23 protein-coding genes and 1 tRNA gene are annotated in these 26,880 nt (G+C 72.8%); 11 read left to right on the top strand and 13 right to left on the bottom strand.

Annotated elements, in window-relative coordinates:
• Positions 1-46: 46 nt before the first annotated feature.
• Positions 47-3,556: a methionine synthase gene (gene metH / locus ACFZCF_RS23625; RefSeq protein WP_391288567.1), complete on the bottom strand. Its 3,510-nt coding sequence runs from the start codon at positions 3,554-3,556 to the stop codon at positions 47-49.
• Positions 3,557-3,811: 255 nt separating this feature from the next.
• Between metH and ACFZCF_RS23630 the strand changes: the two genes are divergently transcribed.
• The 5 genes from ACFZCF_RS23630 to ACFZCF_RS23650 all read left to right on the top strand — a co-directional run bounded on the left by ACFZCF_RS23630 (position 3,812) and on the right by ACFZCF_RS23650 (position 10,029).
• Positions 3,812-4,576: an IclR family transcriptional regulator gene (locus tag ACFZCF_RS23630; protein WP_359524738.1), complete on the top strand. Its 765-nt coding sequence runs from the start codon at positions 3,812-3,814 to the stop codon at positions 4,574-4,576.
• A gap of 277 nt (positions 4,577-4,853) precedes the next feature.
• Complete coding sequence (locus ACFZCF_RS23635) at positions 4,854-5,612, top strand: MIP family channel protein (protein ID WP_391288569.1); 759 nt, start codon at positions 4,854-4,856, stop codon at positions 5,610-5,612.
• A gap of 50 nt (positions 5,613-5,662) precedes the next feature.
• Positions 5,663-7,201: a glycerol kinase GlpK gene (glpK, locus tag ACFZCF_RS23640; protein WP_391288571.1), complete on the top strand. Its 1,539-nt coding sequence runs from the start codon at positions 5,663-5,665 to the stop codon at positions 7,199-7,201.
• A 16-nt stretch (positions 7,202-7,217) separates the two neighbouring features.
• Positions 7,218-8,825, top strand: coding sequence for an FAD-dependent oxidoreductase (locus ACFZCF_RS23645; RefSeq protein WP_388447112.1), 1,608 nt, complete (start codon positions 7,218-7,220; stop codon positions 8,823-8,825).
• 202 nt (positions 8,826-9,027) lie between these two features.
• Positions 9,028-10,029: a PAC2 family protein gene (locus tag ACFZCF_RS23650; protein ID WP_388447114.1), complete on the top strand. Its 1,002-nt coding sequence runs from the start codon at positions 9,028-9,030 to the stop codon at positions 10,027-10,029.
• Between the two features lie 58 nt (positions 10,030-10,087).
• Here ACFZCF_RS23650 and mshC read toward each other — a convergent pair whose 3' ends face one another.
• The 4 genes from mshC to ACFZCF_RS23670 form a co-directional block, all read right to left on the bottom strand.
• Complete coding sequence (gene mshC / locus ACFZCF_RS23655; protein ID WP_388447116.1) at positions 10,088-11,317, bottom strand: cysteine--1-D-myo-inosityl 2-amino-2-deoxy-alpha-D-glucopyranoside ligase; 1,230 nt, start codon at positions 11,315-11,317, stop codon at positions 10,088-10,090.
• 158 nt (positions 11,318-11,475) lie between these two features.
• On the bottom strand, positions 11,476-12,282 hold the full coding sequence (locus ACFZCF_RS23660; protein ID WP_388447118.1) for an SCO1664 family protein: 807 nt from the start codon (positions 12,280-12,282) through the stop codon (positions 11,476-11,478).
• A complete protein-coding gene (locus ACFZCF_RS23665; RefSeq protein WP_382805588.1) occupies positions 12,279-12,869 on the bottom strand; it encodes a DUF3090 domain-containing protein in 591 nt (196 codons plus the stop codon). The genes ACFZCF_RS23660 and ACFZCF_RS23665 overlap by 4 nt, the downstream gene beginning before the upstream one ends.
• A 65-nt stretch (positions 12,870-12,934) precedes the next feature.
• Positions 12,935-13,624 carry a histidine phosphatase family protein gene (locus tag ACFZCF_RS23670; RefSeq protein ID WP_388447122.1) on the bottom strand — a complete coding sequence of 230 codons (690 nt, stop codon included), beginning with the start codon at positions 13,622-13,624 and terminating at the stop codon, positions 12,935-12,937.
• A gap of 121 nt (positions 13,625-13,745) precedes the next feature.
• Here ACFZCF_RS23670 and corA point away from each other — a divergent pair, with 121 nt between their 5' ends.
• Entirely contained in the window at positions 13,746-14,729 is a 984-nt protein-coding gene (corA, locus tag ACFZCF_RS23675; protein ID WP_388447124.1) for a magnesium/cobalt transporter CorA, read from the top strand.
• A 30-nt stretch (positions 14,730-14,759) separates the two neighbouring features.
• Here corA and ACFZCF_RS23680 read toward each other — a convergent pair whose 3' ends face one another.
• Positions 14,760-15,545: a ferritin-like domain-containing protein gene (locus ACFZCF_RS23680; RefSeq protein ID WP_388447126.1), complete on the bottom strand. Its 786-nt coding sequence runs from the start codon at positions 15,543-15,545 to the stop codon at positions 14,760-14,762.
• A 211-nt stretch (positions 15,546-15,756) separates the two neighbouring features.
• A complete protein-coding gene (locus ACFZCF_RS23685; protein ID WP_391288577.1) occupies positions 15,757-16,806 on the bottom strand; it encodes an LLM class F420-dependent oxidoreductase in 1,050 nt (349 codons plus the stop codon).
• A gap of 164 nt (positions 16,807-16,970) precedes the next feature.
• Between ACFZCF_RS23685 and ACFZCF_RS23690 the strand changes: the two genes are divergently transcribed.
• Both ACFZCF_RS23690 and ACFZCF_RS23695 read left to right on the top strand, forming a co-directional pair.
• Positions 16,971-17,948 carry an aldo/keto reductase gene (locus ACFZCF_RS23690; RefSeq protein WP_388447130.1) on the top strand — a complete coding sequence of 326 codons (978 nt, stop codon included), beginning with the start codon at positions 16,971-16,973 and terminating at the stop codon, positions 17,946-17,948.
• The gene (locus tag ACFZCF_RS23695; protein ID WP_391288580.1) at positions 17,945-20,128 is read left to right on the top strand and encodes a helix-hairpin-helix domain-containing protein; all 2,184 of its coding nucleotides are present in this window, start codon (positions 17,945-17,947) and stop codon (positions 20,126-20,128) included. The genes ACFZCF_RS23690 and ACFZCF_RS23695 overlap by 4 nt, the downstream gene beginning before the upstream one ends.
• A 78-nt stretch (positions 20,129-20,206) precedes the next feature.
• Here ACFZCF_RS23695 and ACFZCF_RS23700 read toward each other — a convergent pair whose 3' ends face one another.
• The gene (locus tag ACFZCF_RS23700; RefSeq protein ID WP_391288582.1) at positions 20,207-20,839 is read right to left on the bottom strand and encodes a hypothetical protein; all 633 of its coding nucleotides are present in this window, start codon (positions 20,837-20,839) and stop codon (positions 20,207-20,209) included.
• Positions 20,840-20,886: 47 nt separating this feature from the next.
• Here ACFZCF_RS23700 and ACFZCF_RS23705 point away from each other — a divergent pair, with 47 nt between their 5' ends.
• Positions 20,887-21,075 (top strand): DUF5703 family protein, encoded by a 189-nt coding sequence (locus tag ACFZCF_RS23705; RefSeq protein WP_388447136.1) that lies wholly within the window; start codon positions 20,887-20,889, stop codon positions 21,073-21,075.
• Positions 21,076-21,132: 57 nt separating this feature from the next.
• Here the strand turns inward: ACFZCF_RS23705 and ACFZCF_RS23710 are convergent, their stop codons facing one another.
• From ACFZCF_RS23710 to ACFZCF_RS23720, 3 genes are all read right to left on the bottom strand, one after another.
• Positions 21,133-21,951 (bottom strand): chaplin family protein, encoded by an 819-nt coding sequence (locus ACFZCF_RS23710; protein ID WP_391288584.1) that lies wholly within the window; start codon positions 21,949-21,951, stop codon positions 21,133-21,135.
• Positions 21,952-22,122: 171 nt separating this feature from the next.
• Positions 22,123-22,356: a chaplin ChpH gene (gene chpH, locus ACFZCF_RS23715; protein ID WP_015032475.1), complete on the bottom strand. Its 234-nt coding sequence runs from the start codon at positions 22,354-22,356 to the stop codon at positions 22,123-22,125.
• Between the two features lie 135 nt (positions 22,357-22,491).
• On the bottom strand, positions 22,492-23,817 hold the full coding sequence (locus tag ACFZCF_RS23720) for a M20/M25/M40 family metallo-hydrolase (RefSeq protein ID WP_391288587.1): 1,326 nt from the start codon (positions 23,815-23,817) through the stop codon (positions 22,492-22,494).
• A gap of 160 nt (positions 23,818-23,977) precedes the next feature.
• On the opposite strand from ACFZCF_RS23720, the gene ACFZCF_RS23725 reads away from it, so the two are divergent.
• A tRNA-Leu gene (locus tag ACFZCF_RS23725) sits at positions 23,978-24,065 on the top strand.
• Positions 24,066-24,133: 68 nt separating this feature from the next.
• The gene (locus ACFZCF_RS23730) at positions 24,134-25,057 is read left to right on the top strand and encodes a pseudouridine synthase (protein ID WP_391288589.1); all 924 of its coding nucleotides are present in this window, start codon (positions 24,134-24,136) and stop codon (positions 25,055-25,057) included.
• Here ACFZCF_RS23730 and ACFZCF_RS23735 read toward each other — a convergent pair.
• Together ACFZCF_RS23735 and ACFZCF_RS23740 are read right to left on the bottom strand one after the other, a co-directional pair.
• Complete coding sequence (locus tag ACFZCF_RS23735; protein WP_388447145.1) at positions 25,044-25,673, bottom strand: MBL fold metallo-hydrolase; 630 nt, start codon at positions 25,671-25,673, stop codon at positions 25,044-25,046. The genes ACFZCF_RS23730 and ACFZCF_RS23735 overlap by 14 nt on opposite strands.
• A complete protein-coding gene (locus ACFZCF_RS23740; RefSeq protein ID WP_391288591.1) occupies positions 25,673-26,758 on the bottom strand; it encodes an S-(hydroxymethyl)mycothiol dehydrogenase in 1,086 nt (361 codons plus the stop codon). The genes ACFZCF_RS23735 and ACFZCF_RS23740 overlap by 1 nt, the downstream gene beginning before the upstream one ends.
• Between the last annotated feature and the right edge of the window lie 122 nt (positions 26,759-26,880).

The raw sequence follows: 26,880 nt of genomic DNA on the forward strand, positions 1-26,880 counted from the left end.
ACGGCGGACGACGGTGGGGCGGGCCCGGCGGCCGGTCAGCGGGTCGTCACCGGGCGTTGAAGTACTTCGCCTCGGGGTGGTGGAGGACGATCGCGTCGGTGGACTGCTCCGGGTGGAGCTGGAACTCCTCGGAGAGGTGCACGCCGATCCGCTCCGGCCGGAGGAGGTCGGCGATCTTCGCGCGGTCCTCCAGGTCGGGGCAGGCGCCGTAGCCGAGCGAGAAGCGGGCGCCGCGGTACTTGAGGTCGAACATGTCCTGGACGCTCGCCGGGTCCTCGCCGCCGAAGCCCAGCTCCGCGCGCACGCGCGCGTGCCAGTACTCGGCGAGGGCCTCGGCCAGCTGCACGGAGAGGCCGTGCAGCTCCAGGTAGTCGCGGTAGGAGTCGGCGGCGAAGAGCTCGGCGGTGGCCTCGCCGATCCTGGAGCCGACGGTGACGACCTGGAGGCCGACGACGTCGGTCTCGCCGGACTCCTCGGGGCGGAAGAAGTCCGCGAGGCAGAGGCGGCGGCCGCGGCGCTGGCGCGGGAAGGTGAAGCGGGTCCGCTCGTGGCCGGCCTCGTCGAGGATGATCAGGTCGTCGCCCTTGGAGACGCACGGGAAGTAGCCGTGGACGACGGCCGCCTCCAGGAGGTTCTCGGTGTGCAGCCGCTCCAGCCAGCCGCGCAGCCGGGGCCGGCCCTCGGTCTCCACCAGCTCCTCGTACGTCGGCCCGTCGCCGGCCCGGTTCTGCTTGAGGCCCCACTGGCCCTTGAACAGCGCGCCCTCGTCGAGCCAGGAGGCGTAGTCCTTGAGCGGGATGCCCTTGACGACCCGGGTGCCCCAGAACGGCGGGGTGGGGACCGGGTTGTCGGTGGCGACGTCGGAACGGCCGGCGGGCTCGGGCTCGTCGACCTGGAGGGCGACGGTGCCCTTGGGGACGCGGCGCTGCTTCAGTTCGGGCAGGACGGCGCCGGGGACGCCGCGCTTGACGGCGATCAGGGCGTCCATGAGGCGCAGGCCCTCGAAGGCATCGCGGGCGTAGCGGACCTCGCCCTGGTAGATCTCGTGGAGGTCCTGTTCGACGTAGGCCCGGGTCAGGGCGGCGCCGCCGAGGATGACGGGGTACTTGGCGGCGAGGTCGCGCTGGTTGAGCTCCTCCAGGTTCTCCTTCATGATCACGGTGGACTTCACGAGGAGGCCGGACATGCCGATGACGTCCGCCTTGTGCTCTTCCGCGGCTTCGAGGATCGCGGAGACCGGCTGCTTGATGCCGATGTTGACGACGTTGTAGCCGTTGTTGGAGAGGATGATGTCGACGAGGTTCTTGCCGATGTCGTGGACGTCGCCGCGGACGGTGGCCAGCACGATCGTGCCCTTGCCGTCCGCGTCCGTCTTCTCCATGTGCGGCTCCAGATGGGCCACCGCGGTCTTCATGACCTCGGCGGACTGGAGCACGAACGGCAGCTGCATCTGGCCCGAGCCGAACAGCTCGCCGACCACCTTCATCCCGTCGAGCAGCGTGTCGTTGACGATGTCGAGGGCCGGGGTGGTGGTCAGCGCCTCGTCGAGGTCGGCCTCCAGGCCGTTCTTCTCGCCGTCGATGATCCGCCGCTTCAGGCGCTCCTCCAGCGGCAGCGCGGCCAGCTCCTCGGCCTTGCCGGCCTTCAGCGACTTCGCGGTCGCGCCCTCGAAGAGGGCCATCAGCTTCTGCAGCGGGTCATAGCCCTCGGCGCGCCGGTCGTAGATCAGGTCCAGCGCGGTGGTCACCTGCTCCTCGTCGAACCGGGCGATCGGCAGGATCTTCGAGGCGTGCACGATCGCCGAGTCGAGACCCGCCTTCACACACTCGTCGAGGAAGACCGAGTTCAGCAGGATCCGCGCCGCCGGGTTCAGACCGAAGGAGATGTTCGACAGACCCAGCGTGGTCTGCACGTCCGGGTGGCGGCGCTTCAGCTCGCGGATCGCCTCGATCGTCGCGATGCCGTCCTTGCGGGACTCCTCCTGACCGGTGCAGATGGTGAAGGTCAGGGTGTCGATGAGGATGTCCGACTCGTGGATGCCCCAGTTCCCGGTGAGGTCGTCGATGATCCGCTCGGCGATGGCGACCTTCTTCTCGACGGTGCGGGCCTGGCCCTCCTCGTCGATGGTGAGCGCGATCAGCGCCGCGCCGTGCTCCTGCGCCAGGCGGGTGACCTTCGCGAAGCGGGACTCGGGCCCGTCGCCGTCCTCGTAGTTGACGGAGTTGATGACCGCCCGGCCACCGAGCTTCTCCAGCCCGGCCCGGATCACCTCGACCTCGGTGGAGTCCAGCACGATCGGGAGGGTGGAGGCGGTGGCGAACCGTCCGGCGAGCTCCTCCATGTCCGCGACGCCGTCGCGGCCGACGTAGTCCACGCACAGGTCGAGCATGTGCGCGCCCTCGCGGATCTGGTCCCGGGCCATCTCCACGCAGTCGTCCCACCGGCCGTCGAGCATGGCCTCGCGGAACTTCTTCGACCCGTTCGCGTTCGTCCGCTCCCCGATGGCGAGGTACGAGGTGTCCTGCCGGAAGGGCACGGTCTGGTAGAGGGAGGCGGCACCGGGCTCGGGGCGCGGGTCGCGCGGGGCGGGCGTGAGGTCGCGGACGCGCTCGACGACCTGGCGCAGGTGCTCGGGGGTCGTGCCACAGCAGCCGCCGACGAGGGAGAGGCCGTAGTCGCGGACGAAGGACTCCTGGGCGTCGGCGAGCTCGGCCGGGGAGAGCGGGTAGTGGGCGCCGTCGGAGGTGAGGACGGGCAGGCCGGCGTTCGGCATCACCGACAGGGGGATGCGGGAGTGGCGGGCGAGGTAGCGCAGGTGTTCGCTCATCTCGGCCGGGCCGGTGGCGCAGTTCAGGCCGATCATGTCGATGCCCAGCGGCTCCAGGGCCGTGAGGGCGGCGCCGATCTCGGAGCCGAGGAGCATGGTGCCGGTGGTCTCGACGGTGACGGAGACGATGAGCGGCACGTCGTGGCCGAGGGCGTCGAGGGCGCGGCGGGCGCCGATGACGGAGGCCTTGGTCTGGAGGAGGTCCTGGGTGGTCTCGACGATCAGCGCGTCGGCGCCGCCGGTGACGAGGCCCTCGGCGTTCTGCTGGTAGGCGTCGCGCAGCACGGTGTACGGGGCGTGCCCGAGGGTCGGCAGCTTGGTGCCGGGGCCGATGGACCCGAGGACCCAGCGCTGCCGGCCGTCGGCGGCGGTGAACTCGTCGGCGACCTCGCGGGCGACGCGGGCGCCGGCCACGGAGAGCTCGTGGACGCGGTGGGCGATGTCGTACTCGCCGAGGGCGGCGTGGTTGGCACCGAAGGTGTTGGTCTCGACGCAGTCGACGCCGGCGGCGAAGTACTCGCGGTGGACCGAGGCGACGATGTCCGGCCGGGTGAGGCTGAGGATCTCGTTGCAGCCTTCGAGGTTCTCGAAGTCCGCGAGGGTCGGCTCCTGGGCCTGGAGCATGGTCCCCATGGCGCCGTCGGCGACGACGACACGGTTGGCGAGTGCTTCGCGGAGCGCGGTGACGCGGCTCCGGCTGTCGGCGGAAGGGGTCGGCAACGAGGCCATAAGGGGGCTCCCTGGGCTGCGACGGCTGTCGGCTTTGCACCCTGGGCACAGGGTGCACGGGGTCAGCGTAACCGCGGAAGGGCCGGGGTGGACACGGCGTCCCGCAGGGCGGACGGCATCCTTTGTCCGAGGACTCCCGGCGCGGCCCCTTCTTCGAGGACACTGACAAGTGCGAGGCAAGGTCGGCATCGACCGATAGTGTTCAGCATTGTCGAACAGCATTGTGTGTGCACAGGTGAGGAGAAGGGCCGGGCGATGGCGAAGAACATCCAGTCGCTTGAACGGGCGGCGGCCATGCTGCGACTGCTCGCGGGCGGCGAGCGCCGGCTCGGCCTCTCCGACATCGCTTCCTCGCTCGGGCTGGCCAAGGGCACGGCCCACGGCATCCTGCGCACCCTCCAGGCGGAGGGCTTCGTGGAGCAGGACGCCCCCTCGGGCCGCTACCAGCTGGGCGCGGAGCTGCTCCGGCTCGGCAACAGCTACCTGGACGTGCACGAGCTGCGGGCGCGGGCGCTGGTGTGGACGGACGACCTGGCGCGGTCCAGCGGGGAGAGCGTGCACCTGGGGGTGCTGCACCAGCAGGGCGTGCTGATCGTGCACCACGTCTTCCGGCCGGACGACAGCCGGCAGGTCCTGGAGGTGGGCGCGATGCAGCCGCTGCACTCCACGGCCCTCGGCAAGGTCCTGTCGGCGTACGACCCGGTGGCCCACAGCGAGGCCGTGGAGGTGGCGCGGGAGCCGTTCACGCCCCGTACGGTCACGGGCCTGGAGGACTTCGAGTCGCTGCTCGACATGACCCGGGCGCGCGGCTGGGCGGCGGACGTGGAGGAGACCTGGGAGGGAGTCGCCTCGGTGGCGGCGCCGATCCACGACCGGCGCCGGATGCCGGTGGGGGCGGTGGCGGTGACCGGGGCGGTGGAGCGGGTCTGCCCGGACGGGGAGCTGCGTCCGGAGCTGGTGGCCGCGGTGCGGGACTGCGCCCGGGCGGTCTCGCGGGACCTGGGGGCGAACCGCTTCTGAGGCCGCGCCCGCGGGGCCGGTGAGCCGGTCCGCACACAGAGCGAACCCGTCGGTAACGATCGCGTTATCGGCGGGTTTTTCACTTCCCAGACTCTTGACGCGCTGTTAACCCCAGGGCAAAACTTCCGTTCATCGGTCGGCATTGTCGAACACCTACCGGCAATACGCGCTAGAGTGTGGCAGTGCCAAGGGCCGTGGACGCCCTCACACGAGGGCGCGGACCACCGGGGCGAACCGGGTTCGCCATCCCCCTGGACGAAGGACAAAGGAGTCGCGGGTGTCCAGCTCCGACATCTTCCTCGGCGAGACCATCGGTACCGCCGTTCTCATTCTTCTCGGCGGCGGCGTGTGCGCCGCCGTGACGCTCAAGAGCTCCAAGGCCCGCGGCGCGGGCTGGCTGGCGATCACCTTCGGGTGGGGCTTCGCGGTCATGACCGCGGTCTACATGACCGCTTCCCTCTCCGGAGCGCATCTGAACCCCGCCGTCACGGTCGGCATCGCCGTCAACAGCGGCGAGTGGGGCGACGTGCCGGTCTACTTCGCCGGCCAGTTCCTCGGCGCGATGATCGGCGCCGCCCTGGTCTGGGTCGCCTACTACGGCCAGTTCCAGGCCCACCTCACCGACCCGGAGACGCTCGGCGAGAAGCCCGTCGAGGGCCCCGGCCCCGTGCTCGGCATCTTCTCCACCGGCCCCGAGATCCGGAACACCTGGCAGAACCTCGCCACCGAGATCATCGGCACCGTCGTGCTCGTGCTCGCCGTGCTCACCCAGGGACTCAACGACAGCGGCAAGGGCCTCGGCGTCCTCGGCGCCCTGATCACCGCCTTCGTCGTGGTCTCCATCGGCCTCGCGCTCGGCGGCCCGACCGGCTACGCGATCAACCCGGCCCGCGACCTCGGCCCCCGCATCGTGCACGCCCTGCTGCCGCTCCCGAACAAGGGCGGCTCCGACTGGAGCTACGCCTGGGTCCCCGTCGTCGGTCCGCTGGTCGGCGGAGCCCTCGCAGCGGGTATCTACAAGCTCGCGTTCGCCTGATCCGTACGAGAACAGCCACAGAGCCCCGAGCCGTCCTTCCGAGACTTCCCATGGAGCACACCGTGACCGACTCCCACACCGCAGGCCCCTTCATCGCCGCCATCGACCAGGGCACCACCTCGTCCCGCTGCATCGTCTTCGACAAGGACGGCCGGATCGTCTCGGTCGACCAGAAGGAGCACGAGCAGATCTTCCCGAAGCCGGGCTGGGTCGAGCACGACGCCACCGAGATCTGGACCAACGTCCAGGAGGTCGTCGCCGGCGCCATCGTCAAGGCCGGCATCACCGCCGCCGACGTCAAGGCCATCGGCATCACCAACCAGCGCGAGACCACGCTGATGTGGGACAAGAACACCGGCGAGCCCGTCCACAACGCGCTCGTCTGGCAGGACACCCGCACCGACGCCCTCTGCAAGGAGCTCGGCCGCAACGTCGGCCAGGACCGCTTCCGCCGCGAGACCGGCCTGCCGCTCGCCTCCTACTTCTCCGGCCCCAAGGTCCGCTGGCTGCTCGACAACGTCGAGGGCCTGCGCGAGCGCGCCGAGCGCGGCGACATCCTCTTCGGCACCATGGACTCCTGGGTCATCTGGAACCTCACCGGCGGCACCCGGGGCGGCGTCCACGTCACCGACGTCACCAACGCCTCCCGCACCCTCCTGATGAACCTCCACGAGATGGCCTGGGACGAGCGCATCCTCCAGTCCATCGACATCCCGGCCGCGGTCCTCCCCGAGATCCGCTCCTCCGCCGAGGTGTACGGCACGGTCAAGGGCGGCATCCTCGACGGCGTCCCGGTCGCCTCCGCGCTCGGCGACCAGCAGGCCGCGCTCTTCGGCCAGACCTGTTTCGCCGAGGGCGAGGCCAAGTCCACCTACGGCACCGGCACCTTCATGCTGATGAACACCGGTGACAAGATCATCAACTCCTACAGCGGCCTGCTGACCACGGTCGGCTACCAGATCGGCGAGCAGAAGCCGGTCTACGCCCTGGAGGGCTCCATCGCCGTCACCGGCTCGCTCGTCCAGTGGATGCGCGACCAGATGGGCCTGATCAAGTCCGCCGCCGAGATCGAGACCCTGGCCTCCTCCGTCGAGGACAACGGCGGCGCCTACTTCGTGCCCGCCTTCTCCGGCCTCTTCGCCCCGTACTGGCGCTCCGACGCCCGCGGCGTGATCGCCGGCCTCACCCGGTACGTCACCAAGGCGCACATCGCCCGTGCCGTCCTGGAGGCCACCGCCTGGCAGACCCGCGAGATCACCGACGCCATGACCAAGGACTCCGGCGTCGAGCTGAGCGCGCTCAAGGTCGACGGCGGCATGACCTCCAACAACCTGCTGATGCAGACCCTCTCGGACTTCCTGGACGCCCCCGTGGTGCGCCCGATGGTCGCCGAGACCACCTGCCTCGGTGCCGCCTACGCCGCCGGCCTCGCCGTCGGCTTCTGGCCGGACACCGACGCGCTGCGCGCCAACTGGCGCCGTGCCGCGGAGTGGACCCCGCGCATGGACGCCGACAAGCGCGACAGCGAGTACAAGAACTGGCTCAAGGCCGTGGAGCGCTCCATGGGCTGGCTCGAAGAAGAGAAGTGACGAGGAGTAGACCGAGATGACCACCCCGCAGACCGTTCCCGCCCTCGGAACGCACCCGGCCGCCGGCTCGCTTCCGACCCGTGCCGAAACCAGAGAGCAGCTTGCCAAGGCGACGTACGACCTCCTGGTGATCGGCGGCGGCATCCTGGGCATCTCCACCGCCTGGCACGCCGCGCAGTCCGGTCTGCGGGTGGCCCTGGTGGACGCCGGCGACTTCGCCGGCGCCACCTCCTCGGCCTCCTCCAAGCTCCTCCACGGCGGCCTGCGCTACCTGCAGACCGGCGCCGTGAAGCTCGTCGCCGAGAACCACTTCGAGCGGCGCGCCGTCTCCCGGCAGGTCGCCCCCCACCTGTCCAACCCGCTCACCTTCTACCTGCCCGTCTACAAGGGCGGCCCGCACGGCGCCGCCAAGCTGGGCGCGGGCGTCTTCGCGTACTCCGCGCTGTCCGCCTTCGGCGACGGCGTCGGCCACCTCCTCTCCCCCGCCAAGGCGGCCCAGGACGTGCCCGAGCTGCGCACCGACAACCTCAAGGCCGTCGCCGTCTACGGCGACGACCAGATGAACGACGCCCGCATGGCGCTCATGACGGTCCGCGCGGCCGTCGACGCCGGCGCCGTCGTCCTCAACCACGCCGAGGTCACCGGGCTCCGCTTCACCAAGGGCCGGGTCACCGGCGCCGAGCTCAAGGACCGCATGTCCGGCGAGGAGTTCGGTGTCACCGCGCGGCTCGTCCTCAACGCCACCGGGCCCTGGGTCGACCACCTGCGCCGCATGGAGGACCCGAACGCGGCCCCCTCCATCCGCCTCTCCAAGGGCGCCCACCTGGTCCTCAAGCGGACCGCCCCCTGGAAGGCCGCCCTCGCCACCCCCATCGACAAGTACCGGATCACCTTCGCCCTCCCCTGGGAGGACATGCTCCTGCTCGGCACCACCGACGAGGAGTACGAGGGCGACCCGGGCGAGGTCGCGGTCACCGAGAAGGACACCGCCCAGATCCTGGACGAGGCCGCCTTCTCCATCCGCGACCAGCAGCTCGACCGCTCCCTCATCACCTACGCCTTCGCCGGCCTGCGGGTACTCCCCGGCGGTCCCGGCGACACCTCCAAGGCCAAGCGCGAGACGGTCGTCACCGAGGGCCGCGGCGGGATGCTGTCGGTCGCCGGCGGCAAGTGGACCACCTTCCGCCACATCGGACGCACCATCATGAAGAAGCTGGAGGCGCTCCCCGGCCACCCGCTGGGCGAGGACTACGAGTCGGTCTCCACGCTCCCCAAGCGGCTGCCGCTCCCCGGCATCGCCAACCCGAACGCGGTCGCCCACCGGCTGCTCGTCGACGGCCCGGCCCCCGGCCCCCGGATGGCCGCCGACACGGCCAAGCACCTGGCCACGCACTACGGTTCGCTCTCCTTCGACATCGCCCGGATGGCGAACGAGAACCCCGACCTCGCCCGCCGGATCCACCCGGACGCCCCGGAGATCTGGGCGCAGGTCGCCTACGCCCGCGACCACGAGTGGGCCGAGACGGCCGACGACGTGCTGCGCCGCCGCACCACCCTGACCATTCGCGGCCTCGCCACCGACGAGATCCGCGCCGAGGTCGACGCGATGCTGCGCGCCCGGTAGTCACCGGCGCCACGAGCCGAGGGGCGGTCCACTCCGGGGAGGGTGTGGACCGCCCCTCACGCGCGCCGTGTGCGGGGCTCCGATCCTGGGTAGTCGATCAAGGCCGCACGGGTTCTCGGGCGTGCCCGAGGGCTGCGGACGGACGACCCGGAAGCCGTAAGGTTGGTCCGTACGACACGAACTTCGAAGAAGGAGGCACTGGGTGATCGAGCTCGAGGGGGTGCCCGAGCTGATCGACCCGGTCATGGTGGCCGCGTTCGAGGGCTGGAACGACGCCGGCGACGCCGCCTCCACCGCGGTCGCTCATCTGGACCGGGAATGGAAGGGCGAGGTCTTCGCCGCGCTCGACGCCGAGGACTACTACGACTTCCAGGTCAACCGCCCGACGGTCTTCCTGGAGAACGGCGCACGGAAGATCACCTGGCCGACCACCCGGCTCTCGGTGGTCCGCGTCGGTGGGGAGAAGCCGCGCGACCTGGTCCTGGTCCGGGGCATCGAGCCCTCGATGCGCTGGCGCTCCTTCTGCAACGAGCTGCTGGGCTTCGCCCACGAGCTGGGCGTGGAGATGGTGGTGATCCTGGGCGCGCTGCTCGGCGACACCCCGCACACCCGCCCGGTGCCGGTCAGCGGCGTCACCTCGGACCCGGACCTGGCCCGGACGATGGACCTGGAGGAGACCCGGTACGAGGGTCCGACCGGCATCGTCGGCATCCTCCAGGAGGCGTGCACCCACGCGGGCGTGCCCGCGGTGAGCCTGTGGGCGGCGGTGCCGCACTACGTGTCGCAGCCGCCGAACCCGAAGGCGACGCTCGCGCTGCTCAACCGTCTGGAGGACCTCATCGGGCTGCGGATCCCGCTGGGCGAGCTGCCCGAGGACGCCCGCGCCTGGCAGGTGGGGGTGGACCAGCTGGCGGCGGAGGACAGCGAGGTCGCCGAGTACGTGCAGACGCTGGAGGAGGCGCGGGACACCGCGGAGCTGCCGGAGGCGTCGGGCGAGGCGATCGCCCGCGAGTTCGAGCGCTATCTGCGGCGGCGCGACCCGGGCCAGGGGCCGGGGCCGGGCGGCCCCGGGGTGGCGACGGAGAGCGGGGACACCTCGTATCTGCGGGACCCGGGCAGCGGCCGCACCCGGTCGCCCAGGCCGGAGCAGCCCGAGGAGCCCGAAGCCTCCGAGGAGTCCGGCGAGGACGGCGACGAGGACTGAGAAGAACGAAGAAGAGGGGATGGCCCGAGGCCATCCCCTCTTCTTCTGCTTCCGCTGCTTACAGTGCGACGCCGAGGAGCGCGTCGACCGTGCGGGAGACGAGGCCGGGGGCGGACTCGTCCGTGCCGCCGTCGGCCTCCTGACGGGCGGCCCAGCGGTCGACCGCGGCGAGCGCGGCCGGGGCGTCGAGGTCGTCGGAGAGCGCCTCGCGGACCTCCTCGACCAGGGCCTCGGCGGACGGGCCGTCGGGCCGGGAGACCGCGGCGCGCCAGCGGTCGAGGCGGGCGACGGCGTCGGCGAGGACCTGGTCGGTCCACTCCCAGTCGGCGCGGTAGTGGTGGGCGAGGAGGGCGAGCCGGATGGCGGCCGGGTCGACGCCCTCGCGGCGGAGCGTGGAGACGAAGACGAGGTTGCCCTTGGACTTGGACATCTTCTCGCCGTGGAGGGCGACCATGCCGGCGTGGACGTACGCCTTGGCCATGGGGAACTCGCCGGTGAGGGTCTGGGCGTGCGAGGCGCCCATCTCGTGGTGCGGGAAGATCAGGTCGGAGCCGCCGCCCTGCACGTCGAAGCCCATGCCGAGGTGGTCGAGGGCGATGGCGACGCACTCGATGTGCCAGCCGGGGCGGCCGGGGCCGAGGCTGCCGCCGTCCCAGCTGGGCTCGCCCTCGCGGGCGGCCATCCACAGCATCGGGTCGAGCGGGTTCTTCTTGCCGGGCCGCTCGGGGTCGCCGCCGCGCTCGGCGGAGAGGTGGCGCATCAGCTCGGTGTCGTAGTGGGACACCGATCCGAAGTGCGCGTCGGCCTCGACGGAGAAGTAGACGTCGCCGTCGAGCTCGTAGGCGGCGCCGCTGTCCCGGAGCCGCTCGACCAGCGGGACGATCGACGGTATCGACTCGACCGCGCCGACGTAGTGCCGCGGCGGCAGCATCCGCAGGGCGGTCATGTCCTCGCGGAAGAGGGAGGTCTCGCGCTCGGCGAGTTCGGTCCAGTCGAGGTCGTCCCGCAGGGCGCGCTCCAGGAGCGGGTCGTCCACGTCCGTGACGTTCTGGACGTAGTGCACCTGCCGCTTGGTGTCGAGCCACACGCGCTGCACGAGGTCGAACGCGTTGTAGGTCGCCGCGTGACCGAGGTGGGTCGCGTCGTAGGGCGTGATGCCGCAGACGTAGATACGGGCGACGGGACCGGGGGCGAGGGTCACTCGTCCGCCGGTCGCGGTGTCGTGGATCCTGAGGTCGCGGCCCTTGCCGGGAAGGGCGGGGACCTCGGAAGCGGGCCAGGCATGCATGACCCGAGCGTAACCGGACAGCTCTTCCGGATACGAACCGGATCCGGAATCCTGTCCGATCTCGCGCTCTTGCGGGTGAGCGGCGTGTGTGCACACCCCCCGGGGGTGCGGCGGGGTCCCGGAGGGGTGATCCGGGTGTGGCCGGAACCGTACGGTTCCTAGACCGGCGGCCAGGGGATCGCGGGCCACTGCCCGGACGGCTCCGGGTGCCGCCCCGAGGTCAGCATCGCCGCCACCCGCTCCCGTACGGCGGACACCTCGGCGTCCGTGAGCAGTTCCGCCAGCCGGGTGGCGAGGGGCGCACCGGGGGCCAGCGCGCGGCCGAGGCCGGTGAGGACCTCGGTGGCCTCGGCGGGCAGCTCCTGGCCGGCCCAGCCCCACAGCAGGGTGCGCAGCTTGTCGTCCACGTGGAAGGAGACGCCGTGGTCGATGCCGTAGAGCCGGCCTCCGGGGGCCGGGAGCAGATGGCCGCCCTTGCGGTCGCCGTTGTTCATCACGGCGTCGAGGACGGCGAGCCGGCGCAGCTCCGGGGTGTCGGCGTGGACGAGGAGGGCGGTGCGCCCCTCCCCCACCTCGGCGGGGCCGATCGCCTTCCAGCCCTCGCCGGCCTCCTCGTCCTCGGTGAGGGCGAGGAGCCGGGCCTCCGGGTCGGCCTCGACCCAGAGCTGGACCATGCCCCGGCCGTAGGGGCCGTCCCGCAGCACCGTCGGCGGGACCAGGCCCCAGCCGGTGGCCTCGGAGAGCTCGTACGCGGCGACCTCGCGCTCGGCGAGGGTGCCGTCGGGGAAGTCCCACAGGGGCCGCTCCCCCGCGACCGGCTTGTACACGCAGGCGGCCTCGCGGCCCTCGTGGGCGACGGTGCAGTAGAGCACCGCGTTGGAGGCCTCGCGGACCTGCCCCCGGACGGTCAGCTCACCGCGGGCGAGCAGCTCGGTGTCCGGCGGGAACTCGGGGCTGCTGCTCATGCTCCGCGGCGGTATCCGTTCTGGCGGGGGCAGACGTGGCCCTCGGGGTCCAGGGGCAGGCTGCACAGGGGGCACGGCGGCCGGCCGGCGTTGACCACGTCCAGGGCCCGCTTGGCGAAGGCGCGGGCCTGGGCGCCGCTCAGGCGGACCCGGAGCATCGGCGGGCCGTTCTCCTCGTCCTGGAGGAGGCGCTCCTCGGCCGCGGCGAGGTCCTCCTCGGAGTCGACGTCCAGCTCGACCAGGGCCTGCGCCTCGACGATCATGCGCTGTTCCTCGCCGTCCCAGGCGAGCGCCATGGTGCCGACCCGGAACTCCTCCTCGACGGGGGTGTCGAGCGGGGCGGTGTCGGCGATGTCCACGGGGGCCACGGCCGGGACCGGGGCGTTGCCCCCGGTGCGGCGCAGCACCTCGTCGAGGAGCTCGTCGATGCGCTCGGCGAGCGCGGCCACCTGGGTCTTCTCCAGGGCGACGCTGGTGACCCGGCCGGCCGCGGACGCCTGGAGGAAGAACGTGCGGCGGCCAGGCAGCCCGACCGTACCGGCCACGAAGCGCTCCGGCGGGTCGTAGAGGAACACCTGACGGGACACTCTCCCGGCTCCCTTGACTGTCGACTGTCGTACTGCAACGGCGAGTCCACCCTACTGCGCGGGGATCACGGCGCGCCCGCGCCGCCCCCCACCTCGGCCGCCCCGCCGGCCTCCGGGGTCTCGCGCGGGGCGAGCGCGGCGAGGTCGCCGGTGTCGCCGAGGCGGACCAGGAAGGGGCGCAGCCGGGTGTAGCGGATCACCGTGAGTGAGCAGGGGTCGACGTGGATGCGCTGGAAGAGGTCGAGGTGGAGGCCGAGGGCGTCGGCGACCAGGGACTTGATCACGTCGCCGTGGGAGCAGAGGACGTAGACGGCGTCCTCGCCGTGCTCGGCCTCGATCCGGGCGTTCCAGTCGCGGACCGCGTCGACGGCCCGGGTCTGCATGGCGCGCATGGACTCGCCGCCGGGGAAGGCGGCGGCGGAGGCGTGCGCCTGGACGACCTCCATCAGCGGTTCGTCGTTCAGCTCGGCGAGCTTGCGCCCCGACCAGTCGCCGTAGTCGCACTCGTTGACCCGCTCCTCGACGTGGAGGGGCAGGTCGGGGCGGTCGTCCAGGAGCGGCTGGAGGGTCTCGCGGCAGCGCTGGAGGGGGCTGGAGACGGCCGCGGCGAGCGGGATGCCGGCGAGCCTGGCGGGCAGGGCGGCGGCCTGGGCGGCGCCGCGCTCGTCGAGCGCCACGCCCGGCGTGCGGCCGGCGAGCAGTCCGGAGGTGTTGGCGGTCGAGCGTCCGTGCCGGACGAGGATGAGCGTGGCCATGCCGGCCAGCCTACGGCGCATGCGCGCGCACGGGGCCGTCGCGGCCGGGCGGGAGGGCACGCGCGCGTGCGCCGGGACCCGCGCGGATGCGGGCCGGGAGGGTTCGGGGGACAATACGGCGGTGATCGTCGACTCTGCCCTCTACCGCGACGGACGCCGGACGGAATACGGCGACGACCTCTCGCGTGCCCTGGCCGAGGCCCGGAAGAGCGGCGACGCCTTCCTGTGGCTGGGTCTCCACGAACCCACGGAGGCCGAGTTCGACCATGTGGCCTCGGAGTTCGCGCTGCATCCGCTGGCCGTCGAGGACGCCTTGAAGGCCCATCAACGGCCCAAGCTGGAGGTGTACGACGACTCCCTCTTCGTGGTGCTGAAGCCGGTGGACTACGAGCCGGAGAGCGACCGGGTCTCGTCCGGCGAGCTGATGCTCTTCCTGGGCGACTCCTTCGTGGTGACGGTCCGGCACGGCGAGGGGGCGCCCCTGGCGGCGGTGCGCAAGCGCCTGGAGACCCAGCCGGAGGTGCTGCGGCACGGGCCGACGTCGGTGCTGTACGCGGTGAGCGACGCGGTGGTGGACCACTACCTGGACGTGGCGGGCGAGCTCCAGGTGGACCTGGAGGAGCTGGAGGCCGACGTCTTCGCGCCGGGCGGGACGGGCACGGCGAACACGGCGGAGCGGATCTACACGGCGAAGCGGCAGGTCCTGGAGTTCCGCCGGGCGTCGGGACCGCTGGCGGGTCCGATGGCCCGGCTGACGGCGGGCTCGGTGCCGTTCGTGAACGCGGAGTCGCAGCCCTTCTTCCGGGACGTCAACGACCATCTGCTGCGGGCGAACGACCAGGTGGAGGGGTTGGACCGGCTACTGTCGGACGTGCTGTCGGCGCATCTGGCGCAGATGGGGGTGCGGCAGAACGACGACATGCGCAAGATCTCGGCCTGGGCGGCGATGGCGGCGGTGCCGACGATGGTCGCCGGGATCTACGGCATGAACTTCGACCACATGCCGGAACTTCACTGGGTGTGGTCGTACCCGGCGGTGATCCTGCTGATGGCGGGGATCGTGACGGGGCTGTACCGCCTGTTCAAGCGGCGCGGCTGGCTCTGAGAAGAATCCCGGCCGCGCCGCCGGAGTATGTCAGAACGCGGGTGCGGGGGTGGCGGGGCCGCCCAGGGCGTCCCGCCGCTCCGGCATCCTCAGGCTGATCATCCTGTGCCAGCCGGCGAGCCGCTCGTAGGCGTACATGCCGTGGATGCCGGCGGCGAGCGCCGCGCCCTTGGCCTTCGGCCACTTCAGGATCCGGCCCATGTGGCCCATCACGGCGAGGCTGACGTCCCGGTAGACCTGGATCTCGGAGAGCGCGGACTCGCGCAGGGTGGTCTGGATGAGGCGGCCGTGGCCCTCCCGGGCGAGCCGGAGCAGCTCCTCGTGGCAGTAGGCGAGGTGGTTGGCCTCGTCGTTGTCGATCATGTGGATGGCCTTGCCCAGCTCCGGGTGGTCCCCGAAATACGTGACGAGCATGTCCATCTGGTCGGCGGCGCGCTGCTCGGTGACCCTGCTGTGGGCGAGGTAGACGATGACGTCGCGCTCGGTCAGCGGTTCGTCGCCGCGCAGTTTGTCGTGGGCGAGCCCGATGCCGCGCTGTTCGAGGAGCATCGTGTAGTCGGTCTCGGGCGGTACGGGGACGGGTTCGAGGCCCCGCTTGCGCAGCAGGGCGTTGAAGATGCGTCCGTGCTTGTCCTCGTCGGCGCCGTGCCGGGTGATCTTGGGCGCGAGCTCCCGCATGCCGGGGGCGACGAGGGCGGCGATCCGGGCGTTCTCCCAGCCGCCCTGCGACTCGCCGCTTGCGGCGATCGAACAGAAGAGCTGGAAGGCCTCGTCGTCGTCGATGATTTCCTGGAACAGGCTCTTGGCCGTGAGCATCGCTGCCACCTCCCTGCGGACGACCGCACTCCGCGCGTCCGGGAGACCGAGTCAAATGCGGTCCGGGACGCGGGGCAACAGGAGGGCCCGGCGGTGTCGGCCGAAAGAGTGAGAGCCGGGGCCGTAACCGGGGGCGCGGTGGCGCGTTGAAGGGCATGACGGCCGTGGCGGGGAAGACCCCCGAGCCCCCACCACGGCCGCGGTCCTCCCTTTACGCCAGGCCCGCCCGCTCCAGGGCGTCGACGCCCGCGCGCAGCGCGGTGAGGCGCTCGTCGAGGGTGAAACCGGCCGGGGCCAGGGTCAGCGTGGTGACGCCCGCCGCCGCGTAGGCGGTCATGCGGTCCGCGATCCGCTCGACGGTGCCGAGCAGGGCGGTCTGGTCGATCAGCGAGCGGGGCACGGCCGCCGCGGCGCCCGTCTTGTCGCCGGCCAGGTACTTGTCCTGGATCTCGACGGCCTCCTTCTCGTAGCCCATGCGCTGGGCGAGCTGGTTGTAGAAGTTCTGCTTGCGGCTGCCCATGCCGCCGACGTAGAGGGCGGTGTAGGGCCGGAAGACGTCGGCGAGCGCGTCCACGTCCTCGCCGAGGGCGAGCGGCAGCGTCGGGCAGACGTCGAAGCCGTCCATGGTCAGCCCGGCCTTCTCGCGGCCGGCCCGCAGCGGCCGCAGCGCCGTCTCCTCCAGGTGCTCGGCCGAGGGGAAGATCAGCAGGGCGCCGTCGGCGATCTCGCCGGTCTGCTCCAGGTTCTTCGGACCGATCGCCGCGATGTACAGCGGGATGTGCTCGCGCTGCGGGTGGACGGTCAGCTTGATCGGCTTGCCGGGGCCGCCGGGCAGCGGCAGGGTCCAGTGCTCGCCCTCGTGGGTGAGGCGCTCGCGGGACATCGCCTTGCGGACGATCTCCACGTACTCGCGGGTGCGGGCGAGCGGCTTGTCGAACTTCACGCCGTACCAGCCCTCGGAGACCTGCGGGCCCGAGACGCCGAGGCCGAGGCGGAAGCGGCCGCCGGAGAGCGAGTCCAGGGTGGCGGCGGTCATCGCCGTCATTGCGGGCTGGCGGGCCGGGATCTGCATGATCGCCGAACCGACGTCGATCCGCTCCGTCTTCGCGGCGACCCAGGAGAGCACGGTCGGCGCGTCCGAGCCGTACGCCTCCGCGGCCCAGCAGACGTCGTAGCCGAGCCGGTCGGCCTCCTGGGCGACGGCGAGGTTGTCGCCGTCCATGCCGGCGCCCCAGTAGCCGAGGTTGATGCCGAGCCGCATTCCACGCACCCCTTACCCATCGGTAACGTCTCTGGTCCGGACTCTAGCGCGCCCCTCCCCCATCCGTCAGGGGCCGGACACCACGCCGTCGCGCGCCGTCTCCGTCCACAGGTTCCGTCCACAGGGTCTCTGCGCGTGGTGCCCTGGCCAGTAATGTCCCGCCCATGGAGCAGAGGCATCTCGGACGTACCGGCCTGCGCGTCTCGCGCATCGGGCTCGGCACGCTCACCTGGGGGCGGGACACCGACGAGCAGGACGCCGCGGAGCAGTTGAAGGCGTTCTGGGACGCGGGCGGCACGCTCGTGGACACCGCCGACGTCTACGGCGGCGGAGAGGCCGAGTACCTCCTCGGCCGCCTCATGGAGCGGCTGGTGCCGCGCCGCGACCTGGTCCTGTCCACCAAGGCCGGCAGCGTCCCCGACCCCGACCGCCGCACCGACGGCTCGCGCGGCCACCTGCTCGCCGCGCTCGACGCCTCCCTCGCCCGGCTCGGCACGGACCACGTCGACCTGTGGCAGCTGCACGCCTACGACCCCCACACCCCCCTGGAGGAGTCCCTCCAGGCCCTCGACATCGCGGTGCGCAGCGGCCGGGCGCGGTACGCGGGCGTGGCCAACTTCTGCGGCTGGCAGCTCGCCAAGGCCGGCACCTGGCAGCTGGCCGGCGACCGCACCCGGCTCGCCGGGGCGCAGCTGGAGTACTCGCTCCTCCAGCGCGGCGTCGAGCGGGAGGTGCTGCCGGCCGCCATCGACCTCGGCATAGGCCTGCTGCCGTCCTCACCGCTGGGCCGGGGAGTGCTCACCGGCAAGTACCGCGGCGGCACCCCGGCCGACTCCCGGGGCGCGTCGGAGGCGCTCGCGCCGTTCGTGGAGCCGTATCTCGACGAGGCCGCGAGCCGGATCGTGCACGCCGTCGGCACCGCCGCCGACGGGCTCAACACGAGCCCGCTGCACGTGGCGCTCGCCTGGGTCAGGGACCGGCCGGGCGTCACCGCCCCGATCGTCGGCGCGCGCACGGCACGCCAGCTCACGGCCGCGCTGTCAGTGGAGGGGCTTAGTCTTCCTGACGAGATCTGCCGGGCTTTGGACGATGTGTCCGCGCCCGTGCACCGCTATCCGGATCACGACTGGAGCACCTTGTGACCGAGCCTGCCGGGGAGACCGCGCCCGAGGCACCCGAGGACGTGGACCAGGAGGACGTGGGCCAGGAGGAGGCCGGCCCGGAGGGCGTGGCCCCCGAGGACGCGCCGGCGTCCGCCGGGGCGACCGACGCCTCTGCGGCCTCCGCCGAGCCCGCCGGATCCACCGAGCCCTCTACGGAGGAGGCGGCGGAGGCGGCCAAGGCCGCGGAGCTGAGCGAGGCGCAGGCGGAGCTGGCCGCCCAGCGGGAGCTGCGGGCCAGGATCGAGGCACGGAAGGCCGAGAAGTCCGGCCCCGTCGCGAGCGGGACCAAGCTCAGCGGCGCCGCCGCCGATCTGCTCGCCGCCGTACGGGCCGTCGAGGGCGGCTCCGCGTCCGGCGGCGCCTTCTTCGCCCCAGCGCCCGAGCCGCCGCGCCCCACGCGCCCGCCCGAGACCACCGTCCGCCCGCCCGCCCCGGCTGCGCCGGCCGCGCCCACCGCCGGCGCCCTGGCCGGGGTCCGCGAGGTGCTGGCCCGGGGCGGCGCGCCCGAGACGCTGGCCGGCCAGGTCGTCGGCGCGCTCGGCGAGCAGGCCGCCGAGGCCCTGACGGAGGACCCCTGGCGGCTCCTCGCCGTCCACGGCGTGCGGCCGGAGCAGGCCGACGGATTCGCGCGGGCGCTGCTCGGCGGTGCCTGCGGTCCCGACGACCCGCGCCGGGCCGTCGCCCTGACCGTGTGGCTGCTCGACCGCGCCGCCCTCCAGGGCCACACCGCGCTCACCGTCGACGAGGTGGCCGCCGGACTCGCCCGGCACCAGGTCCCCGACCCCGAGAAGGCCGTCGGCACCGCCGTTTCCGAGGGCGCCGTCCTGGTCTTCCAGGAGGAGGACGCGACCCCGCCGGAGCCCGAGGACGACGAAGCGGCCGAGCCCGCCGCGGAGGACGCCGGTCCCGACGAGGGGCCGGCGGAGCCGGCACTGCTCGGGCTCGACCGGTACGCCCTGGCCGAGGAGAGCCTCGCGGACGGCCTCGCCCGGCTGGCGCGCACGGTCACCGCGCTGGAGTGGGACGGCGGCGAGCTGGAGCGGGCCGTCGGCGGCCACGGCCTGGTGCTGCACACCGGCGGCGAGGCCGCCCGCGCCGAGCCGCTGGAGCTCGCCGCCGCGGCCCGGGAGCGCGGCCTGCGCGTCCTGGTCACCGTGCACGACGCCGAGCGTCCGACCGAGGAGGAGCGCGCCTCCGGGACGGTCGTGCCGCTCGCCGCGCTGCTCTCCGGGACGGCCGGTCCCGGCCGGGACGAGGAGGGCGCCCTCGCCCTGGACCTGCTGGTGGTCCTCGACGCCCCGCAGCTGGACGTCGAGACCGGCGCGATGCTCGTCGAGGCCCTGCCGGACGGCTGCCGGCTGGTCCTCAGCGGCGACCCGGAGGTCCTCGGGTCGGCCGGGCCCGGCGCGGTCTTCACCGACGCCCTCGCGGCCCGGGTCTGCCCGCGGGTGGCCTCCCGCCGCCCCGACCCCGGACCGCTGGGCGAGCTGGTCTCCGGCATCGGCGTCGGGGAGCTGAACCAGGTCGAGGCGCCCGGCAAGGAGGTCGTGATCGTCCCCGTGCGGGACGCCGGCGAGGCCGTGCACCGCACGGTCCAGCTGGTCGCCGACTCGGTGCCGCGCGCCTTCGGGCTCACCCCCGAGCAGACCCGGGTGATCACGGTCGGCCACGGCGGCTCCGCCGGGACGCGCGCGCTGAACACGGCCCTGAAGCAGCGGCTGAACCCCGGCCCCGGCCGCTTCGGCGGCTACGACCCGGGCGACCGGGTGGCGTACGCGCCGGTCCCGGGCCGGACCGTGACGGGCACGGTCCTGGGGGCCGACGCCGAGGGCCTGCGCCTGCGCACCGGCGACGGCGAGGTCCTCGTACCGAAGGAGCGGGTGGAGTCGGCGCTGCGGCACGGCTGGGCACTCACCGCGCACCAGGCGGTGGGCGGCCGCTGGCCCGCGGTGGTCGTCGTCCTGCCGGGGGACGCCGCGCCGGGCCTGAGCCGGCCGTGGGTCTACACGGCCTTCGGCCGGGCCGAGCGCCATCTGTCGGTCGTGCACGGCGTGGACCAGGCGCTGCCCCGCTCGGTGGCCGAGGTGCTCGCCCCGGCGCGCACGACGCGGCTGCGCCCCCTCCTGGCGGCCCTCCTGGCCGCGCCCGGCGAGGAGTAGGGACGGACGGAGGAACGCCGGAGGGCCGGGACGTCCCCGAGGGGTGTCCCGGCCCTCCGGCGTCCTCCCCGTCGCGCGTCAGCGGCCGGCGGCCACCTCGCCGGCCTCGTCGTCGTCCTCGTCGTCGAAGACGGAGCTGATGTCGAAGCGGCAGACGATCCGCTCCGGGTCGGCCTGCTCGAAGGGGGCCGCCAGCCACTCCCCCGGCTCCGGGGGCTCGCCCGCGGCGGTCACCCAGAGCGTGGAGTCGCCCTCCTCCAGGCCGAACTCCTTGTGCCGGGAGGCGATCTCGTCGGGTTCGTACTCCCCGAAGAGGACGCCGAGCGCGGCGGCCGTGGTGCGGGGTCCGTCCTCGTCGTGGTCCAGGTCGGCGACGCGCCGGGCCTGGGCGACGAGCCGGCGGGGCTCGGCCACGGCGTAGTCGCGGCGGATGAGCACGCTGAGGGCATGGGGTTCGTCAGGTCCGGCGTAGGGCGGCAGCCCGTCGTCGGCCCCGGGGATCTCGAAGGGGGTCACCTCGTCGTAGCGGTCGTAGAGGAGTTCGTCGTAGGACTCGGCGGCCGCGGCGAGCGCGTTGAACGCCTCGTACACCGCCGTGTCGTCGTCCCCCGAGCGGCCTTCGACCGCCGCGAGGTGGCGGTCCAGTGCGGTCTTGACCGCCTCTGCGGCGGCACGTACCTCGGCAGCGGTGGGCTGCGCAGCATCAGACATGGGACAGACGCTATCCGTACCGGGCCGGTGCACGCACAATAGATGCGATGCCGGAATACGAATTTGTCGACGTGTACGTGCCGCGAGGGGTCTCCCGCAAGGAGGCCGCGCGGCTGCTGACCGACCATGCCGAGTACGGACACTGGGAGTTGGACCGACTCACGCTCCGCCGGGACGGGAGCCGCAGGGTGCGGCTGAAGCGGCGGATCATCCGTCAGATGCGCGCGACCTGGTGACGGACGCGAAAGGGGCCCCGCAGGTGCGGGGCCCCTTCGCGTTCCGGCCGGTGCGGGTCAGGCGCCGCGGCGGGAGCGGCGGTAGACCAGCGCGCCCGCGAGGAGCATGCCGGCGGCGGCCGGGACGATCATGCCGAGCGGCGCGGACGCGCCGGTCTCGGCGAGCTCGTCGGGGGTGGCCGGCGGCGGCGTGAGCTGCGGCCCGGGGTGGTTCGAGCCGCCCCCGGGGCCGGGCGGCACACCGGGAGTGCCGGGCGTGCCCGGGGTCCCGGGCGTACCGGGAGTGCCGGGCGTACCGGGAGTGCCGGGCGTACCGGGGGTGCCCGGAGTGCCGGGGGTACCAGGGGTGCCGGGCGTGCCCGGGGTTTCGGGGGTCCCCGGTGGGGTCTCCTCGCCGTAGCCGCCTGGTTCCTCGCCGTAGCCGCCGGGCTCCTCCTCGCCGTAGCCGGGGTCCGGCGTCCGGCCGTTGGCGCAGTCGTTGCCCGCGGCGGCGTTGCCGAGGCCGATGCCCGTGACGTTGTTGCCGCAGGCGTTCACAGGCACCTCGACCGGGACGACCACGGTGTTGCCGGAGGCGACGCCCGGGGAGTCGCCCGCGTGCGCGGAGCCGGAGGTGCCGGGTCCGGGCGGCGCGGAGATGTTCGCGCAGGAGTTGCCCATCGCCGGGTTGAGCACCCCGACGACGTTCACGGTGTTGCCGCAGGCGTTGACCGGGGCGTGGATCGGGACCTGCACGGTGTTCCCGGACGCGACGCCGGGTGAGTTCCCGGCCGTGCCGCTCGCGGCGGAGTCCGCCTGCGCGAAGCCGCCGCCGAGCGCGAGGACGCCTCCGGCCGCCGCGACGGTGATGATGCTCTTGCGCGTGACCTGTCGCATAGCTTGCTTACCTGCCTTCTCGGCAATGCGCCTGATCGGCCTGGACGGCCCGACCGGCGGAGAGTGGGGCCACCGGGCCCGTGCCCGGGGCGGAATGGCCACCGGCCCCGGAGTGCATGGCACGCACTCCGGGGCCGGACGGCTCACGCCCTCAAGGGGCGGGGCACAACGTCAGGCGTTGACGCAGGTGTTGCCGAAGGCGGGGTTCAGCAGGCCGATCACGGAGACCGTGTTGCCGCAGACGTTCACGGGCACGTGAACCGGGACCTGCACGACGTTGCCCGAGAGGACACCGGGGGAACCGATGGCCGCACCCTGGGCACCCGCGTCGGCGACGGCCATGCCCGCACCCGCGAGAACGAGACCGCCAGTGGCAGCCGCAGCAGCGACGACCTTCTTGATCATTATTCCTCCTAGTTGACAATGCGGCCCCAGCCGCGGACCGCATCACCTGTAACGAGGGGGAAGGGTGGGGGCTACGAGCACCCGGGTGCATTCACTCTTTCCGGGCACGCTCAAACGCGCTGCCGAATACGGCGTTCAGCAGGCGTCGAGGAAGCGGTCGAGGACGCGGACGCCGAACTTCAGGCCGTCGACGGGGACGCGCTCGTCGACGCCGTGGAACATGCCGGCGAAGTCGAGCTCCGGCGGCAGCTGGAGCGGGGCGAAGCCGAAGCAGCGGATGCCGAGGTCGTCGAAGGACTTGGCGTCGGTGCCGCCGGAGAGCATGTACGGCACGGCGCGGGCGATCGGGTCCTCGGCGCGCAGGGCGAGCTGCATGGCGTCGACGAGGGCGCCGTCGAAGCTGGTCTCCAGGGCCTTGTCGCCGTGCACGTCCTCCCGCTTGACCTTGGGGCCGAGGATCCGGTCGAGGTCGGCGAGGAACTCCTGCTCGTAGCCGGGCAGGAAGCGGCCGTCGACGTGGGCGGTGGCCTGGCCGGGGATGACGTTCACCTTGTAGCCGGCGCCGAGCATGGTGGGGGCGGCGGAGTTGCGCAGGGTGGCGCCGACCATCTTGGCGATGCCGCCGAGCTTGGCGAGGGTGCCGTCCATGTCCTCGGGGTCGAGCGGGGTGCCGAGGGCGTCGGACAGCTCGTCGAGGAAGCTGCGGACGGTCTTGGTGACGCGGACCGGCCACTGGTGGCGGCCGAGCCGGCCGACGGCCTCGCAGAGCTCGGTGATGGCGTTGTCGTCGTTGGTCATCGAGCCGTGGCCGGCCGTGCCCTCGACGGTGAGCCGCATCCAGTGCATGCCCTTCTGGGCGGTCTCCACCAGGTAGAGGCGGAGGTTCTCGTTCACGGTGAAGGAGAAGCCGCCGACCTCGCCGATGGCCTCGGTGACCCCGTCGAAGACGTCCCGGTGCTTGTCGACCAGGTGGCGGGCGCCGTAGGTGCCGCCGGCCTCCTCGTCGGCGAGGAAGGCGAGGACGATGTCGCGCGGGGGCTTGCGGCCGCTGCGCAGCCGGTCCCGGACGACCGCGAGGGTCATCGCGTCCATGTCCTTCATGTCGACGGCGCCGCGGCCCCAGACGCAGCCGTCGGCGACCTCGCCGGAGAAGGGGTGGTGGGTCCAGTCGGCGGCGTCGGCCGGGACGACGTCGGTGTGCCCGTGGATGAGCAGGGCAGGCCGGGACGGGTCCTCGCCCTCGATGCGGGCGACGGTGGAGGCCCGCCCCTTGTGGGACTCGATGATCCTGGGTTCGAGGCCGACCTCGGCGAGCTTCTCGGCGACGTACTCGGCCGCGGCGCGCTCCCCCGGGCCGGAGTGGTCCCCGTAGTTGCTGGTGTCGATGCGGATGAGGTCGCGGCAGAGGTCGACGACCTCGTCCTCGCCCGCGACGGTCCGGCCGGTGTTCGACTCGCTCACGCTGCTTCCTCCCACGACGTGCCCCACGTGCTTGCTGGTGGTCGCCCCCATCCTCCCCCGCAGCCGCCCCGGCGGCGCAAGGGCGTGGTGATCCGCCGGTCCGATTGTTTGCTATGGTTTTCCTCGTCGGAACGGCCCAGGGCCGCGAGACAGACACCTTGTCCGGGTGGCGGAATGGCAGACGCGCTAGCTTGAGGTGCTAGTGCCCTTTATCGGGCGTGGGGGTTCAAGTCCCCCCTCGGACACCAGTAGGAGTCCCGGTCGAGTTCACTCGACCGGGACTTCGGCGTTGTACGGGCGAGGGCGAGGCGGAGCGGTGCGCAGGAAGAGGGTTCCGGCGGCGCCGCTGCCGCAGCGGGACGGGATCGACCCCGTACGGCTCCGGCTGCCGGAGGATCCCGCGGGGGCCTGGCCGACGGTGGGGGCGTACCTCCTGGGACGGTACGGGGCGGCGGTCGGTGCGGAGCGGATCGGCGCGATGCTGAACGCGGGGCGGTTCGTCGGGGCCGACGGGCGGGCGGCGGCGGCCTCGGAGCCGTACGAGCCGGGACGGTGGCTGTGGTTCCACCGGGACCTGGCGCCCGAGGAGCGGGTGCCGTTCGAGGTCGGGGTGGTCTACCGGGACGAGCGGATCCTGGTGGCGGACAAGCCGCACTTCCTGGCGACGACCCCGCGCGGGCGGCACGTGACCGAGACGGCGGTGGCCCGGCTGCGGGCGGAGCTCGGGCTGCCGGAGCTGCAGCCGGCGCACCGGCTCGACCGGCTGACGGCGGGCCTGGTGCTCTTCGTGGTGCGGCCGGCGGACCGGGGGGCGTACCAGCTGCTGTTCAAGGAGCGGCGGGTGCGCAAGGAGTACGAGGCGGTGGCGCCGTACGACCCCACGGTGGGGCTGCCGGTGACGGTGCGCAGCCGGATCGAGAAGGAGCGGGGGGTGCTGGCCGCCCGGGAGGTGCCGGGCGAGCCGAACGCGGTGAGCCGGATCGAGCTGGTGGAGCGGGTCGGCGCCCATGGGCGGTACCGGCTGCTGCCGGAGACCGGGAAGACGCACCAGTTGCGGGTCCACATGAACGCCCTGGGGCTGCCGATCGTCGACGACCCGCTGTATCCGGTGGTGCGTGAGGACGGGCCGGAGGACTACCGGCGGCCGCTGCGGCTGCTGGCGGCGGCGCTGGAGTTCGCCGACCCGTTCACGGGCGAGGAGAGGCGGTTCACGAGCCGCCTCTCGCTCAGTGGCCCCTGACGATCCACTCCTCCAGGTGCGGGGCCTCGGCTCCGATGGTCGTGGAGTCGCCGTGGCCGGTGCGGACGACCGTCCCGGGCGGGAGGGTCAGGAGCTTCTCCCTGATCGAGTCCACGAGGGTGGGGAAGTCGGAGAAGGACCGGCCGGTGGCGCCGGGGCCGCCCTGGAAGAGGGTGTCGCCGGTGAAGACGGTGCCCAGGTCGGGGACGTACAGGCAGACCGCTCCGGGGGCGTGGCCGGGGGTGTGGAGGACCTTCAGGTCGGTGCCGGCGATCGTGAGGACCTGCCCGTCGGCGAGCTCGCCGTCGGGGGCGTGGTCGGGGTGGGTGAGCTTCCACAGCGGCTGGTCGGCCGGGTGGAGCAGGATGCGGGCGCCGGTGGCGGCGGCGAGCGCGGGGGCGGCGCCGACGTGGTCGTCGTGGGCGTGGGTGCAGACGATGGCGCGCAGGGTGCGGCCGTCGAGGGCTTCGAGGACGGCGTCGGCGTCGTGGGCGGCGTCGATGACGATCGCCTCCTCGTCGTCGCCGACGATCCAGACGTTGTTGTCGACGTCCCAGGTGCCGCCGTCGAGGCTGAAGGTGCCGGAGGTGACGAGGTGGTCGATGCGGGCGGTCATCACAGCACCACCACGGAGCGCAGCACGTCGCCCTCGTGCATGCGGGCGAAGGCCTTCTCGACGTCGTCGAGGGCGATGGTCTCGGTGACGAAGGCGCCGAGGTCGATGCGGCCCTGCCGGTGCAGGTCGATGAGCATGGGGAAGTCGCGGGAGGGCAGGCAGTCGCCGTACCAGGAGGACTTGAGGGAGCCGCCGCGGCCGAAGACGTCCAGGAGGGGCAGTTCGAGCTGCATCTCGGGGGTGGGGACGCCGACGAGGACGACGGTGCCGGCGAGGTCGCGGGCGTAGAAGGCCTGCCGGTACGTCTCGGGGCGGCCGACGGCCTCGATGACGACGTCGGCGCCGAAGCCGCCGGTGAGGGCGCGGATCGCCTCGACGGGGTCGGTGGTGCGGGAGTCGACGGTGTCGGTGGCGCCCATCTCCTCGGCCTTGGCCAGTTTTCGCTCGTCGACGTCGACGGCGATGATCTTCGCGGCGCCGGCGAGGCGGGCGCCGACGATGGCGGCGTCGCCGACGCCTCCGCAGCCGATGACGGCGACGGTGTCGCCGCGGGAGACGTTGCCGGTGTTGATCGCGGCGCCGATGCCGGCCATCACGCCGCAGCCGAGGAGGCCGGCGATCTCGGGGGCGACGGAGCGGTCGACCTTGGTGCACTGGCCGGCGGCGACGAGGGTCTTCTCGGCGAAGGCGCCGATGCCGAGGGCCGGGGAGAGCTCCGTGCCGTCGAGGAGCGTCATCTTCTGCCGGGCGTTGTGGGTGTCGAAGCAGTACCAGGGGCGGCCGCGGCGGCAGGCCCGGCACTGGCCGCAGACGGCCCGCCAGTTGAGGATCACGTAGTCCCCGGGGGCGACGTCGGTGACGCCCTCGCCGACCGACTCCACGGTGCCCGCGGCCTCGTGGCCGAGGAGGAAGGGGAAGTCGTCGTTGATCCCGCCCTGCTTGTAGTGCAGGTCGGTGTGGCAGACGCCGCAGGCCTCCACGCGGACGACGGCCTCGCCGGGGCCCGGGTCGGGGACGACGACGGTCTCGATCCGCACCGGCTCGTTGCGGCCGGGGGCGATGACGCCCCGTACGTGCTGTGGCATCGCTGACTTCCCTTCAGAGGATCTTGTAAGCCTCCTGGGTACCACTATCTCCTGATAAAAGGCGAGACCCCCGCAGGCCGTGCCCGCGGGGGTCCGCCGCTCCCGTGGGGGGAGTCGAGGGG

Origin of the sequence: Streptomyces sp. NPDC007945 (assembly GCF_042958885.1) — a bacterium.
GTDB lineage: Bacteria > Actinomycetota > Actinomycetes > Streptomycetales > Streptomycetaceae > Streptomyces.

Excerpts from the sequence above, each read along its gene's own strand:
- ACFZCF_RS23670 (WP_388447122.1), bottom strand. The coding sequence starts at position 13,624 with ATGGCCACGCTCATCCTCGTCCGGCACGGACGCTCGACCGCCAACACC.
- ACFZCF_RS23735 (WP_388447145.1), bottom strand. The coding sequence starts at position 25,673 with ATGACCGCCCGCATCGACCACCTCGTCACCTCCGGCACCTTCAGCCTC.
- mshC (WP_388447116.1), bottom strand. The coding sequence starts at position 11,317 with ATGCATGCCTGGCCCGCTTCCGAGGTCCCCGCCCTTCCCGGCAAGGGC.
- ACFZCF_RS23710 (WP_391288584.1), bottom strand. The coding sequence starts at position 21,951 with ATGCGACAGGTCACGCGCAAGAGCATCATCACCGTCGCGGCGGCCGGA.
- ACFZCF_RS23645 (WP_388447112.1), top strand. The coding sequence starts at position 7,218 with ATGACCACCCCGCAGACCGTTCCCGCCCTCGGAACGCACCCGGCCGCC.
- ACFZCF_RS23685 (WP_391288577.1), bottom strand. The coding sequence starts at position 16,806 with ATGCGGCTCGGCATCAACCTCGGCTACTGGGGCGCCGGCATGGACGGC.
- ACFZCF_RS23740 (WP_391288591.1), bottom strand. The coding sequence starts at position 26,758 with ATGCCACAGCACGTACGGGGCGTCATCGCCCCCGGCCGCAACGAGCCG.
- metH (WP_391288567.1), bottom strand. The coding sequence starts at position 3,556 with ATGGCCTCGTTGCCGACCCCTTCCGCCGACAGCCGGAGCCGCGTCACC.
- ACFZCF_RS23700 (WP_391288582.1), bottom strand. The coding sequence starts at position 20,839 with ATGTCTGATGCTGCGCAGCCCACCGCTGCCGAGGTACGTGCCGCCGCA.
- ACFZCF_RS23630 (WP_359524738.1), top strand. The coding sequence starts at position 3,812 with ATGGCGAAGAACATCCAGTCGCTTGAACGGGCGGCGGCCATGCTGCGA.
- ACFZCF_RS23680 (WP_388447126.1), bottom strand. The coding sequence starts at position 15,545 with ATGCTCACGGCCAAGAGCCTGTTCCAGGAAATCATCGACGACGACGAG.
- glpK (WP_391288571.1), top strand. The coding sequence starts at position 5,663 with ATGGAGCACACCGTGACCGACTCCCACACCGCAGGCCCCTTCATCGCC.
- ACFZCF_RS23660 (WP_388447118.1), bottom strand. The coding sequence starts at position 12,282 with ATGAGCAGCAGCCCCGAGTTCCCGCCGGACACCGAGCTGCTCGCCCGC.
- ACFZCF_RS23690 (WP_388447130.1), top strand. The coding sequence starts at position 16,971 with ATGGAGCAGAGGCATCTCGGACGTACCGGCCTGCGCGTCTCGCGCATC.
- chpH (WP_015032475.1), bottom strand. The coding sequence starts at position 22,356 with ATGATCAAGAAGGTCGTCGCTGCTGCGGCTGCCACTGGCGGTCTCGTT.
- ACFZCF_RS23705 (WP_388447136.1), top strand. The coding sequence starts at position 20,887 with ATGCCGGAATACGAATTTGTCGACGTGTACGTGCCGCGAGGGGTCTCC.